This window comes from Clavibacter lycopersici (assembly GCF_003576405.1).
Taxonomy (GTDB): Bacteria; Actinomycetota; Actinomycetes; order Actinomycetales; family Microbacteriaceae; genus Clavibacter; species Clavibacter lycopersici.
In genome coordinates, this window is sequence record NZ_QWGT01000065.1 from 1 (window position 1) to 12,560 (window position 12,560).

Consider the following 12,560-nt stretch of genomic DNA (forward strand, 5'->3'; position numbering starts at 1 on the left):
CCTCGGAGTCGGAGGGTGGGAGCACCGATGGGGAGCGAGCGACCGGATGGTCGGATCCGCGCCTCGGATTGGTCCCAACGTATCGGCGCGGCGGTGCTGTCGAATCCTTTTCTGATCACGGATTCGTCACGCGCACGAACATCATCCCCGCGGCGGCGCGCGCGGATGACGCGCGGGCCTCCGAGCGGTGGATGACAGGAGCATGCCCCGCGTGCTAGGCATCGGCGGCGTCCGCGCAGGCCCACGCCGTAGTCTTGACGTCATGCGCCGCAGCACCTACACCGCGACCGCCGTCACGTACGGCTCCGTCGGCGGCACCCAGGCCGTCGACCTCATGACCTACCCGCCCGAGGGCTACCGTCCCGCCGAGGCGAGCGCCCGGCTCGGCAGCGGCGACGACCGCTTCGAGCAGGCCGTCGCGCTCCTCATGACGTGGGGCGTGCAGCGCGGCAGCGGCATCGAGGTCACGCGCATCGAGCCCGAGGTCCCCGACGATCCCGGCTACTCGGGGCTGGAGTACGACGAGGACGGGGTGCCGCAGGTGCCGGCCGACCGCCCGCGCGAGGCGCTGTACGGCGACGACGGCACCGCGTGGATCACCTCGGGCACCTCCGCCGTGCTCCGCATGCCGTTCGGTCCGTTCCATCCGGAGGCGCCCGTCCGCGTCGTCTACACCGTGCAGGAGACCGACCGCGTGGGCTTCGCCTACGGCACGGTGCACGGGCACCCGCTGAGCGGCGAGGAGGCGTTCCTCGTCTCCCGCGAGCCCGACGGCAGCGTGTGGCTCACCCTGCGCGTCTTCTCTCGTCCGGCGTCGTGGCCCCTGCGGCTCGCGAGCCCGGTCCTCCGGATCATCCAGGGCGTGTTCATGCGCCGCTACCTGCGGTCGCTGCACCCGGCGGTCGCGTCGGCCTGATCCGCGGGGCCGCGTCAGCGCGCCGCGAGCCCGTCCAGGTACGCGAGGACCTCGTCATGGCCCGCTGCGAGGTCCGGCACCACGACGGCGGCGTGCGCGTCCGGCGCCCGGAGCTGCTCGACGTCGTAGGCGCCCGTGGCGACCGCGACGAACGGGAAGCCCGCCGCCTGGGCCGCTACGCCGTCCGCGGGCGTGTCCCCGATGATCACGACGGGCGCTCCGGTGAGCGCCTCGGCCGCGCGCCGGGTGAGGTCGCTGCGGATCCTGGCCTCGTGCCCGAAGAAGGACGCGTCCCAGTCGAACAGGTCGACGTCGAGCCCCGCGCCGTCCAGCTTGTAGCGCGCGCGGAGCGGCGAGTTGCCGGTGAGCAGCGCATCGACCCAGCCGCGCGCGGCGACGTCGGCGACGAGACGGGGGACGCCGACCGGGACCTCGCGCCGACCCGCCCCGTAGTGCTCGACGCGCGACATGCCCTCGAGCCGCTCGCGCACGGCCGCGTGCAGCGACTCGGGGAGGCCGTACAGGTCGAGCATCTCCCAGATGATCTGCCCGTCCGTCTTGCCGTGCGCGTGCACGCTCCGGTCCTCGAGCGCCTCGCCCGCCGCGAGCTCGATGGCCCGGTGGTACATGCCGCCGGCGCGCGGGCCGTTGAGGAGGAGCGTGCCGTCGACGTCCCAGAGGACGTGCAGGGGCCTGGGCGAGGGGGCGTCGGTCATGCCCCCATCCTGCCGGAGCACGGCGCCGGCCCCGACGGCGGCGCACGGGGACGCTGCCCGCGCGGGGGATGATGGACGGATGCCGTCCGCCCTGCCCCTCGCCGATCCCGCCCCCGCCGACGGCCTGCTCCCCGCCTCCGCCGCGGACGGCGCCGGGACCCGCGCCTTCGGCGTCTACCTGCACGTCCCGTTCTGCCGCGTGCGCTGCGGCTACTGCGACTTCAACACCTACACGGCGCCCGAGCTCCGCGGCGTGAGGCAGTCGGACTACGCGTCGCAGGCCGTGCAGGAGGTGCGCTTCGCGGGATCCGCGCTGCAGGAGTCGGGCGTGCCCGCGCGCCCCGCCTCCACCGTCTTCCTCGGCGGCGGCACCCCGACGCTCCTGCCGGTCGAGGACCTCGTCCGCATGCTGGACGCCGTGCGCGACACCTTCGGGCTCGCCGACGGCGCCGAGGTCACCACGGAGGCGAACCCGGACAGCGTCGACGACGCGTACCTCGCCGCGCTCGCGGCAGGCGGCTTCACGCGCGTCTCGTTCGGCATGCAGTCCGCGGTGCCGCGCGTGCTGGCGACCCTCGAGCGCACGCACGACCCCGCCCGCATCGCCCCCGTCGTCCGCGGCGCGCGGGCGGCCGGCCTCGAGGTGAGCCTCGACCTCATCTACGGCACGCCGGGGGAGACCATCGACGACTGGCGCGCCTCGCTCGAGCAGGCGATCGCCCAGGCACCCGACCACCTCTCCGCCTACGCGCTCATCGTCGAGCCCGGGACGAAGCTCGCGCGGCAGATCCGCCGCGGCGAGGTGCCGGAACCCGACGAGGACCTGCAGGCCGACATGTACGAGCTCGCCGACCGCATGCTCGGCGAGGCCGGCTACGAGTGGTACGAGGTCAGCAACTGGGCCCGCGACGGGCGTCGCAGCCGCCACAACCTCGCCTACTGGCAGGGCCACGACTGGTGGGGCGTCGGCCCCGGCGCGCACAGCCACGTGGGCGGCGTCCGCTGGTGGAACGTCAAGCACCCGGCCGCGTACGCCGACCGCGTGCTCGCGGGAGCCTCACCCGGCGCCGGCCGCGAGTCGCTCGACGACGCGACGCGCGAGGTGGAGCGCGTGCTGCTCGGCGCCCGCGTCCGCGACGGCCTCGCGATCCCGTCGCTCACCGCGGAGGGCCGCCGCCAGGTCGCGGGCCTCATCGCGGACGGGCTGGTGGATCCGCGCGCCGCGCTGTCCGGCACGCTCGTGCTCACGCTGCAGGGCCGCCTGCTGGCCGACGCGGTGGTGCGGCGGCTGCTCGAGGACTAGGCCGCCCGCCGGTCGTCAGAGGACGACGGCGCCCACCTCGTCGCCGGCCTCGCGCTCGGCGTCGCTGCGCTCCACGCAGAACTCGTTGCCCTCGGGATCCGCGAGCACGACCCAGCCGCTGCCGTCCGCGTTCCGGCGGTCGGCGACGAGCGCGGCACCGAGGGCGAGCACGCGGTCGACCTCCGCGTCGCGCGTGCGGTCGTCGGGCGCGAGGTCGAGGTGGACGCGGTTCTTGCCCGTCTTGGGCGCATCCGAGCGCTGCAGGATGATGCCGAGCCCGGAGACCGGGTCGCCGAGCCAGGCCGCGTCCTCGCCGGGGAGGTTGGGCTCGTCCGGATCCTCCGCGAAGCCCGTCACCCCGGCCCAGAACAGCGAGAGCGCGTGCGGGTCCCGGCAGTCGATCGCCACGTGGCGGATCCGCGCGCTCACCGTCGACCGCCTACTTGATCCACCGGATGTTCATCGGGTAGCGGTAGGGCCGTCCGGCCTGGACGCGCGTGCCGCCGATGATCGCGAAGACGATGTTGACCACGACCACCGCGAAGATCACGAGGCCGAGCAGCAGGCCGATGAGGACGCCCAGGATGGGGATGAACGCGAACACCACCTGCAGGACGTTGAGGATGACGAGCGCGCCCGCGACGTTGATCGTCCAGTTGGTCGCCTCCTTGCCCTCCTGGTCCGTGAACCGCCCGCGCTCGCGGAACACGAGCCAGACGATGAACGACGGCACGATGAGGATCGCGAGGAAGTGCGTGAGCGACGCCCAGAGGCGGTCCTCGCTCGGCGTGAGCGGAGCGGGCGCGCCGTACGGGTGGGGATCGGGTGCGGACATCGCGGGGGAGCCTCTCGGTGCGCGGCGACCGCCGGGGACCGGCACGCCGATGGATCGTGGTGGAGCCTGGCATCACCGGGCCCGTCCACGGTACCGCCGACGGCGCGCGACCGGCAACGCCGAGCACCCGCTGACCCGCGGTACGATTGGCAGTCCGAACAGACGAGTGCCAGGAGGGAGCCGCCATGGTCTCGGAACGCGGTCTCGACGTCCTCCGGGTGATCGTGCAGGACTACGTGTCCTCGCGGGAGCCCGTGGGCTCCAAGTCCATCGTCGAGCGCCACGCCTTCGGCGTCTCGGCCGCCACCATCCGCAACGACATGGCCCTCCTCGAGGAGGAGGAGCTGATCGCCGCCCCGCACACCTCGTCCGGCCGGGTGCCGACCGACAAGGGGTACCGCCTCTTCGTCGACCAGCTCGCCGACGTGCGGCCGCTCACTCCCGCGCAGCGCCAGGCGATCCACGTGTTCCTCGGCGAGTCGGTCGACCTCGACGACGTGCTCGCGCGCACCGTCCGGCTCCTCGCGCAGCTCACCAACCAGGTCGCGCTCGTGCAGTACCCGTCGCTCGCGACCAGCCACGTGAAGCACGTCGAGCTCGTCGCGCTGTCGACGACGCGCGTGCTCACCGTGCTCATCACCGACACGGGCCGGGTCGAGCAGCGCGTCGTCGAGCTCGCGGGCGACCCGGACGACGCGTTCCTCGCGGTCATGCGCACGCGGATCAACCAGGCCGTCGGCGGGCTCGGCCTCGCCGAGGCGGCGACCCGGCTCGAGACCCTGTCCGACGAGGTCGAGCCCGCGCAGCGCGCCGCGGCGTCCGTCCTCGCCGGCACGCTCGTGGAGCAGGTGCTCGCGAACCGGCAGGAGCGCCTGCTGCTGGCCGGATCCGCGAACCTCGCCCGCACCGAGCGCGACTTCCCGGGCAGCATCTCGCCCGTCCTCGAGGCCATCGAGGAGCAGGTGGTGCTGCTGCGCCTGCTCGGCGAGATGGAGGCCGACCAGCACGGCGTCTCCGTGAGCATCGGCCGGGAGAACGCCCCGTTCGGCCTCGGCGAGACGAGCGTGCTCACCAGCGGCTACAGCTCGTCCGGCGGGGTGCTCGCGCGCCTCGGCGTGCTGGGGCCGACCCGCATGGACTACTCCACCAACATGGCGTCGGTGCGCGCGGTCGCGCGCTACCTCTCGCGCCTGCTCGAGGAGCGGTGACGGCCGCACGCCGACGCACCGCCCCTGATCCCCACGACCATCACCACCGAAGGGCCCGACGTGGCTGACCACTACGAAGTACTCGGCGTGAGCCGCGACGCATCCGCCGAGGAGATCAAGAAGGCGTACCGCAAGCAGGCTCGCCAGCTCCACCCGGACGTCAACGACGCCCCCGACGCCGCCGAGCGCTTCAAGCTCGTCACGCACGCGTACGACGTGCTGTCGGATCCCCAGCAGCGCCAGCAGTACGACCTCGGCCCGCAGGCCGGGTTCGGCGGAGGCGGCGGCCAGGGCTTCGGCGGGTTCGGCGACATCTTCGAGACGTTCTTCGGCGGCCAGCAGGGCGGCGGCGGACGCGGCCCGCGATCCCGGCAGGAGCGCGGCCAGGACGCGCTGCTCCGCGTCGAGGTCGAGCTCGAGGAGGTCATCTTCGGCGTGCACCGTGACCTCGAGGTCGACACGGCCGTCGTGTGCGACACGTGCCACGGATCCTGCGCGCAGCCCGGCACCAGCGCGGTCACGTGCGACATCTGCCGCGGCTCCGGCAGCATCCAGCGCCAGGTGCGATCGCTGCTCGGCAACGTGATGACGTCGAGCCCGTGCGGCACCTGCCGCGGCTACGGCACCGTCATCCCGCACCCGTGCCCCACCTGCCAGGGCCAGGGCCGCGTCCGCGCGCGCCGCACGGTGCCGGTCGACATCCCGGCCGGCGTCGACACGGGCCTGCGCCTGCAGATGCCGGGCTCCGGCGAGGTCGGCCCCGCCGGTGGCCCCAACGGCGACCTCTACCTCGAGATCAAGGTCAAGCACCACGAGGTGTTCAGCCGCAACGGCGACGACCTGCTCGCGACCGTCGAGGTGAGCATGGTCGACGCGATCCTCGGGAGCGATGCCCACATCGAGGCCCTCGACGGCGACGTCGACCTCGAGCTCCGGCCTGGCATCCAGAGCGCCGAGATCATCACGGTGCGCGGGCGCGGCGTCACCAAGCTGCGCGGCTCCGGTCGCGGCGACCTCAAGATCGGGATCCAGGTGGTCACGCCCCAGAAGCTCGACCACAAGGAGCGCGACCTCATCCAGCAGTTCGCCAAGCGCAACAAGGCGCCCGCGCCGCACCTCGCGCACTTCCAGCAGGGCCTGTTCCAGAAGCTCCGCGACCGCTTCCTCAACGTCTGACCGTGGCGCACTTCCACCTCGCGGACGACCTCGACGCGGACGACCTCGCGACCGGCCGCGTCGTCGCGCTCGGAGCGCAGGAGTCGCGGCACGCCGTCACGGTGAGCCGCGTCCGCGCCGGGGAGGGCCTCCTGGTCGGCGACGGGCGGGGGACCATCGCGTCCTGCGTCGTCACGACGGCGGATCCGCAGCGCCTCGAGCTCCGCGTGGAGTCGGCCGAGACGCATCCGGCGCCCGCGCCGCGCGTCGTCCTCGTGCAGGCGCTCGCGAAGGGCGACCGCGACGAGCTCGCCGTGCAGGCCGCCACCGAGCTGGGGGTCGACGCGGTGATCCCGTGGCAGGCGCAGCGCTCCGTCTCGCGCTGGGAGGGCCAGAAGGTCGCCAAGGGCCGGGACCGCTGGCGGGCGATCGTCCGCGAGGCCGTCAAGCAGTCCATCCGGCCGCGCGTGCCCGAGGTGGAGGAGCTCGCGACGACGAAGGACCTCGCGCGCATGGCCGCCACCTCCCGCGTGCTCGTGCTCGATCCCACGGCGGAGGCGCGCCTCTCCCGCGTCGACCTGGCGACGCCCGACGGCGACGAGGTGCGCGACGTGCTCCTCGTCGTCGGCCCCGAGGGCGGCATCAGCCCGGCCGAGGTCGAGGCGCTGCGGGCGGCGGGGGCGATCCCCGTGGCGCTCGGGTCCGGGATCCTCCGCACGTCCACCGCGGGACCGGCCGCGCTGGCGCTCGTCAACGCGGCGCTCGGGCGCTGGTGACGTCGCGGGTCCCGCGTAGGCTGGGCGCATGACCAGCACCGCAGAGCCCACCGTCTTCGAGCGCATCGTCGCGCGCGAGATCCCGGCCGAGATCGTCGCGGAGACCGACCGCGTCATCGCCTTCGAGGACATCGCGCCCAAGGCGCCCGTGCACGTGCTCGTGGTGCCCAAGACGGCCGCGTACCGCGACGTCGTCGAGCTCGCCGCGGGCGACCCCGGGCTCCTCGCGGAGGTCGTCGAGGTCGCGTCGCGCATCGCGGCGGAGCGCGCGGGCGGCCAGTTCCGGCTCGTCTTCAACACGGGCGCGGACGCCGGCCAGACCGTCTTCCACGTGCACGCGCACGTGCTCGCCGGCTTCGGCGGCCAGGAGGACCATGTCGGGCTCTGACCCGCGGGGCGGCGCCTCCGCTGCGGCTGACCGCGTCGAGCAGACGGCGACGATGGACGGCGTGCTGATGGTGCGCCTCCTGGGGCCGCAGGACCGGCTGCTCCGGCAGATCGAGCGCGAGCACCCGGACGTCGACGTCCGGGTCCGCGGCAACGAGATCACGCTCGTCGGCACGCGGGCGGACGTGGCCGCGGCCCGTCGGCTCATCGACGAGGTCGTGGCGATGGTGGAGGACGGACAGCACGTGGAACCCCAGGAGATCGAGACGAGCGCACGCAGGCTCGGCGAGGACGACGCGCGGACGCTGTCCGACGTGCTGAGCGAGGCCATCGTGCAGTCGCGCGGCCGCACCGTCCGGCCGAAGACCGAGGGCCAGAAGCGGTACGTGCAGGCCATCGACGAGAACACGATCGTGTTCGGCATCGGGCCCGCCGGCACGGGCAAGACCTACCTCGCGATGGCCAAGGCCGTCCAGGCGCTGCAGCGCAAGGAGGTCGAGCGGATCATCCTCACTCGTCCCGCCGTCGAGGCCGGCGAGCGGCTCGGCTACCTGCCGGGCTCCCTCACCGACAAGATCGACCCCTACCTCCGGCCGCTGTTCGACGCGCTCAACGAGATGATGGACCCCGAGCTGGTGCCGAAGCTCATGGCGTCGAACACCATCGAGGTCGCGCCGCTCGCCTACATGCGCGGCCGCACGCTCAACAACGCGTTCGTCGTGCTCGACGAGGCGCAGAACACCACGCCCGAGCAGATGAAGATGTTCCTCACCCGACTCGGCTTCGGATCGAAGATGGTGGTCACGGGCGACATCACGCAGGTCGACCTGCCGACGGGATCGAGCGGGCTCCAGCTCGTCACGCGCGTCCTGGACGGCATGGACGACATCCACTTCTCCCGCCTCACGAGCGACGACGTCGTGCGGCACACCCTGGTCGGCCGCATCGTGGACGCGTACACGCGCTTCGACGCGGAGCGCCAGGCCGCCGACCACCTCCGCGCCGAGCGCCGCACCGTCCCTGGGAGCACCCGATGAGCATCGAGATCAACAACGAGTCCGCGATCGAGGTGGACGAGCCGCTCATCCAGCGCCTCGCCACGTACGCGCTCGACTCGCTGCACGTGCACCCCGACGCCGAGCTCGCCATCGTGATGGTGGACGAGGGCGCGATGGAGCAGCTGCACGTGCAGTGGATGGACGAGCCCGGCCCCACCGACGTCCTCAGCTTCCCGATGGACGAGCTGCGCCCCGGCACCGAGGACCGGCCCACGCCCGCCGGGCTGCTCGGCGACATCGTCGTCTGCCCGCAGGTCGCCGCCGAGCAGGCCGTGACCGCCGGCCACTCCACGATGGAGGAGATCCTCCTGCTCACGGCCCACGGGATCCTGCACCTGCTCGGGTTCGACCACGCCGAGCCCGACGAGGAGCGCGAGATGTTCGGGCTCCAGCGCGACATCCTGATCGGGTTCGCCATGAGCGAGCGCGGTCGCTGACCCGCAGCCGATGCTCGCCCTCCTCCTCCCCGCGTTCCTGCTCGTCGTCCTCGGCGGCCTGTTCGCCGCGTCCGAGTCCGCCATCTCCTCGCTGTCCCGCGCGGACATCCAGGAGCTCGCGCTCACGTCGCGCGCCCGCCGGTCGATGCTCGCCATCTCCACGGACACCGGCGCCTACGTCAACTCGCTGAGCTTCGTGCGCATCATCGCGGAGACGAGCGCGGCCGTGCTGGTGACGCTCGCGCTCGCCTACACGATCGACGAGTGGTGGATCACGATGCTCGTCGCCGCCGCGATCATGACGGCCGTGTCCTTCGTGCTGGTGGGCGCGAGCCCGCGCTCGGTCGGCCGGGTGCACGCGCGTCCGCTGCTGGCGTGGACCGCTCTGCTCGTGCGGGGGATCCGCGTCTCCATCGGCCCGGTCGCGGACGCGCTCGTCGCCCTCGGCAACCGCGTGACGCCCGGCCGCCCCAAGACCGTCGCCACGTTCACGAGCGAGGAGCAGCTCCTCAGCATGGTCGACGAGGCCACGGAGCTCGAGGTGCTCGAGGAGGACGACCGCGAGCTCATCCACTCCATCTTCGAGTTCAACGACACGGTCGTGCGCGAGGTGATGATCCCGCGCACCGACATGGTGGTGGTGGAGCAGACCGTGCACGTCGGATCCGCGCTCGGGATCTTCCTGTCGCGCGGCATCTCCCGGGCGCCGGTCACCGGCCGCGACTCGGACGAGATCGAGGGCGTGCTGTACCTCCGCGACCTCGCGCGCATGGTCTACGAGCGGCCCGAGGAGGCGGAGCGCACGACCGTGGACCAGCTCGCGCGCCCGGCCGTCTTCGTGCCCGAGTCGCAGAAGGCCGACGCGCTGCTCCGGCAGATGCAGCTCGAGTCGAACCACCTCGCGATGGTGGTGGACGAGTACGGCGGCATCGCCGGGCTCGTGACGCTCGAGGACCTCATCGAGGAGCTGGTGGGCGACATCAGCGACGAGTACGACCGCGAGGTGCCCGAGTACGAGGACCTGGGCGACGGCGTGTACCGCGTGAGCGCGCGGCTCCCCATCGACGAGCTCGGCGACCTGTTCGGCCTCGAGCTCGACGACGACGACGTGGACAGCGCGGGGGGCCTCCTCGCCAAGACCCTGGGGCGCCTGCCCGAGCGCGGATCCGTCGTGCACGTCGGCGGGCTCGTCCTGACGGCCGACCGGGTCGAGGGGCGCCGCACCCGCATCAGCACGATCCTCGTCGAGCGCGACCGCGCGGCCGACGAGCCCGAGACCCACGAGGCGGCTCCCGCGGGCGCCGCCGCCAGCAGAGGACACGACCATGACTGACCCCCGGGACGACCAGACGCCCGTCGAGGAGACCGCCGTCGACGAGGCGCCCGACGCCGCCGCGGACGACGCGACGGCCGAGCCCGCCCCGCTGTCCGACGAGGCCTGGGGCATCGACCGCGCCGCCGAGCCCGCGCGCACGAAGCGCAAGCCGCGCGGGGGAGCGCCCGCCTACCGCGCGGGCTTCGTCTCGTTCGTCGGCCGGCCGAACGTGGGGAAGTCCACGCTCACGAACGCGCTGGTGGGGGAGAAGGTCGCCATCACGAGCTCCAAGCCGCAGACGACCCGCAAGGCCATCCGCGGCATAGTGCACCGGCCGGACGGGCAGCTCATCCTGGTCGACACCCCGGGGATCCACCGCCCGCGCACGCTCCTCGGCGAGCGGCTGAACGCGCTGGTGCAGACCACGCTCGGCGACGTCGACGTCATCGGGCTGTGCATCCCCGCGGACGAGCGGATCGGCCCGGGCGACCGCTTCATCAACGAGCAGCTCGACGAGTACCCGCGCGCCCGCAAGATCGCGATCGTCACGAAGACCGACTCCGCCTCGCGCCACGCGGTCGCCGAGCAGCTGCTCGCCGTGCAGGAGCTGCGCGACTGGGACGCGATCGTGCCCGTCTCCGCCGTGGAGGCGATCCAGCTCGACGCGCTCGTGGGCGAGCTCCTCAAGGCGCTGCCCGTCTCCGAGCAGCTCTACCCGTCGGACGCCGTCACCGAGGAGGGCCTCGAGGCGCGCATCTCGGAGCTCATCCGCGAGGCCGCCCTCGAGGGCGTGCAGGACGAGCTGCCGCACTCGCTCGCCGTCACGATCGACGACATGATCCAGCGCGAGGACAAGGACCTGCTCGAGATCTACGCGAACCTCTTCGTCGAGCGCGACAGCCAGAAGGGCATCGTCATCGGCGCCCAGGGCTCCCGGCTCAAGCACGTGGGGCAGGTGGCGCGCGCGCAGATCGAGCCGCTCGTCGGCACGCGCGTGTTCCTGTCGCTGCGCGTGAAGATCGCGAAGGACTGGCAGCGCGACCCGAAGCTGCTCGGCCGCCTCGGCTTCTGATCCGCGGGGCGCCGGCGCCGTACATCGCGCGGATGAGATCGGGGCGCCTCCGCGGGGATCATCGGCCGCCGGGGGCTCCCGGGCCGGGCGCGGCACGTACGGTGGTCGCATGCTCCGACGGATCCCGAGGTACCAGCTCGTCCTCGACGTCGTCCTCGCGGCCGCATTCGTCGCGCTCCTCGCCCCCGGCTCCGTCGGCGTCGCGGCGGCCAGCGCCTTCGGCGTCTTCGCCTTCACGACCTCCGGCGTCTCGCTCGTCCTCGTGCTCGTCATGGGCGCCGCCCTCGCCGTGCGCCGCGTCGCACCGGGGCTCTCCCTGGCCGTCGCGTGGGCGGGCGCGATCATCCAGATGGGCGCGGGCGCGAGCGTCGAGCCCGGCGACCTCGCCATCGCGGGGGTCGTCTACTGCACCGCCGCGTACGGCGGCCGGATCGTCCGCGCGCTGGGGCTGGCCTCCGCGATCGTCGGCGGCGTGGTCGCCGCGTCCTACCTCTCCTACGCGTCCGGTCGCGTCCCCGTGGGCAGCGCAGCATTCGGCACGGGGGAGTGGACCGCGTTCGCGACCCTGTTCCTGTTCCTCCTCCTCTGCGCGTGGAGCGTGCTCCTCGCCTCGTGGACGGCGGGCCGACTCGTGGTCGCGTCGCGCGCGTCGCACGCGAGCCGCGACGCGCAGGAGGCCGCCGAGCGCGACCAGGCGCGGGCCCTGCACGACGTGGTCGTCGAGCAGGAGCGGAACCGCATCGCCCGCGACATGCACGACGTCGTCGCGCACTCGCTCGCCGTCGTGATCGCGCAGGCCGACGGCGCCCGCTATGCGCGGCTGGTGGATCCGGAGGCGGCGGACCAGGCGCTCCGCACCATCTCGACCACCGCCAGGCAGGCGCTCGGCGACGTCCGGATCCTCCTGGCGCAGCTGCGGCACAGCGAGGACGACACCCCGCAGCCCGAGCTCAAGGAGCTGAGCGACCTCATCGACCAGATGCGCTCCACGGGCCTCACCATCCAGTTCGCGGAGACGGGCCAGCCGGGCGAGTTCGGCACCGGGCAGCAGCTCGCCGTGTACCGGATCGTGCAGGAGGCGCTCACCAACGTGCTGCGGCACGGCGACGTGGCCCACCCCGTGGAGGTCGAGCTCGCGTGGGAGCCGGACGGCGTGTCCGTGTCGGTCCGGAGCCGGACCCTCCCGGACCCCGTGCGCCCGGCCCGCACGACGACCGGCATCATCGCCCTGCCCGTGCTGCCTCCCGCTCCCGCCACCCCCGCGCAGCCGGTCGGCCACGGCCTCGCCGGGATGCGCGAGCGCGCGACGCTCTCGGGCGGCCGCTTCTCGGCGGGCGTCCGCGAGGGCGTGTGGACCGTGTCGGCGTGGATCCCCTTCGCCT

14 protein-coding genes are annotated in these 12,560 nt (G+C 73.3%); 11 read left to right on the forward strand and 3 right to left on the reverse strand.

Annotation, left to right across the window (positions count from 1 at the left end; all coding sequences use genetic code 11):
* The first annotated feature begins 262 nt into the window (after positions 1–262).
* Positions 263–916 (forward strand): DUF1990 domain-containing protein, encoded by a 654-nt coding sequence (locus DZG00_RS06430; RefSeq protein WP_119382982.1) that lies wholly within the window; start codon positions 263–265, stop codon positions 914–916.
* A gap of 14 nt (positions 917–930) precedes the next feature.
* On the opposite strand, the gene DZG00_RS06435 is transcribed toward DZG00_RS06430, so the two are convergent.
* Positions 931–1,632: an HAD family hydrolase gene (locus DZG00_RS06435; RefSeq protein WP_119382983.1), complete on the reverse strand. Its 702-nt coding sequence runs from the start codon at positions 1,630–1,632 to the stop codon at positions 931–933.
* A gap of 79 nt (positions 1,633–1,711) precedes the next feature.
* Between DZG00_RS06435 and hemW the strand changes: the two genes are divergently transcribed.
* Positions 1,712–2,935 (forward strand): radical SAM family heme chaperone HemW, encoded by a 1,224-nt coding sequence (gene hemW / locus DZG00_RS06440; protein WP_119455473.1) that lies wholly within the window; start codon positions 1,712–1,714, stop codon positions 2,933–2,935.
* A 15-nt stretch (positions 2,936–2,950) separates the two neighbouring features.
* Here the strand turns inward: hemW and DZG00_RS06445 are convergent, their stop codons facing one another.
* Together DZG00_RS06445 and DZG00_RS06450 are read right to left on the reverse strand one after the other, a co-directional pair.
* Positions 2,951–3,364 carry a VOC family protein gene (locus DZG00_RS06445; RefSeq protein WP_119381729.1) on the reverse strand — a complete coding sequence of 138 codons (414 nt, stop codon included), beginning with the start codon at positions 3,362–3,364 and terminating at the stop codon, positions 2,951–2,953.
* A gap of 10 nt (positions 3,365–3,374) precedes the next feature.
* Positions 3,375–3,770 carry a DUF4870 domain-containing protein gene (locus DZG00_RS06450; RefSeq protein WP_119381728.1) on the reverse strand — a complete coding sequence of 132 codons (396 nt, stop codon included), beginning with the start codon at positions 3,768–3,770 and terminating at the stop codon, positions 3,375–3,377.
* A 185-nt stretch (positions 3,771–3,955) separates the two neighbouring features.
* On the opposite strand from DZG00_RS06450, the gene hrcA reads away from it, so the two are divergent.
* The 9 genes from hrcA to DZG00_RS06495 all read left to right on the forward strand — a co-directional run.
* Positions 3,956–4,978 (forward strand): heat-inducible transcriptional repressor HrcA, encoded by a 1,023-nt coding sequence (hrcA, locus tag DZG00_RS06455; RefSeq protein WP_012038251.1) that lies wholly within the window; start codon positions 3,956–3,958, stop codon positions 4,976–4,978.
* Between the two features lie 60 nt (positions 4,979–5,038).
* Entirely contained in the window at positions 5,039–6,154 is a 1,116-nt protein-coding gene (gene dnaJ / locus DZG00_RS06460) for a molecular chaperone DnaJ (protein WP_119381727.1), read from the forward strand.
* 2 nt (positions 6,155–6,156) lie between these two features.
* A complete protein-coding gene (locus DZG00_RS06465; protein ID WP_119381726.1) occupies positions 6,157–6,909 on the forward strand; it encodes a 16S rRNA (uracil(1498)-N(3))-methyltransferase in 753 nt (250 codons plus the stop codon).
* 28 nt (positions 6,910–6,937) lie between these two features.
* Positions 6,938–7,297: a histidine triad nucleotide-binding protein gene (locus DZG00_RS06470; RefSeq protein WP_119381725.1), complete on the forward strand. Its 360-nt coding sequence runs from the start codon at positions 6,938–6,940 to the stop codon at positions 7,295–7,297.
* On the forward strand, positions 7,284–8,333 hold the full coding sequence (locus DZG00_RS06475; protein ID WP_119381724.1) for a PhoH family protein: 1,050 nt from the start codon (positions 7,284–7,286) through the stop codon (positions 8,331–8,333). Before DZG00_RS06470 ends, DZG00_RS06475 begins: the two co-directional genes overlap by 14 nt.
* Entirely contained in the window at positions 8,330–8,791 is a 462-nt protein-coding gene (gene ybeY, locus DZG00_RS06480) for an rRNA maturation RNase YbeY (RefSeq protein ID WP_119381723.1), read from the forward strand. The genes DZG00_RS06475 and ybeY overlap by 4 nt, the downstream gene beginning before the upstream one ends.
* 10 nt (positions 8,792–8,801) lie before the next feature.
* Entirely contained in the window at positions 8,802–10,124 is a 1,323-nt protein-coding gene (locus tag DZG00_RS06485) for a hemolysin family protein (RefSeq protein ID WP_119381722.1), read from the forward strand.
* Positions 10,117–11,178: a GTPase Era gene (gene era, locus DZG00_RS06490; protein ID WP_199688907.1), complete on the forward strand. Its 1,062-nt coding sequence runs from the start codon at positions 10,117–10,119 to the stop codon at positions 11,176–11,178. The genes DZG00_RS06485 and era overlap by 8 nt, the downstream gene beginning before the upstream one ends.
* A 109-nt stretch (positions 11,179–11,287) precedes the next feature.
* The coding region (locus DZG00_RS06495; protein WP_119455474.1) for a sensor histidine kinase at positions 11,288–12,560 on the forward strand (1,273 nt) is incomplete at its 3' end.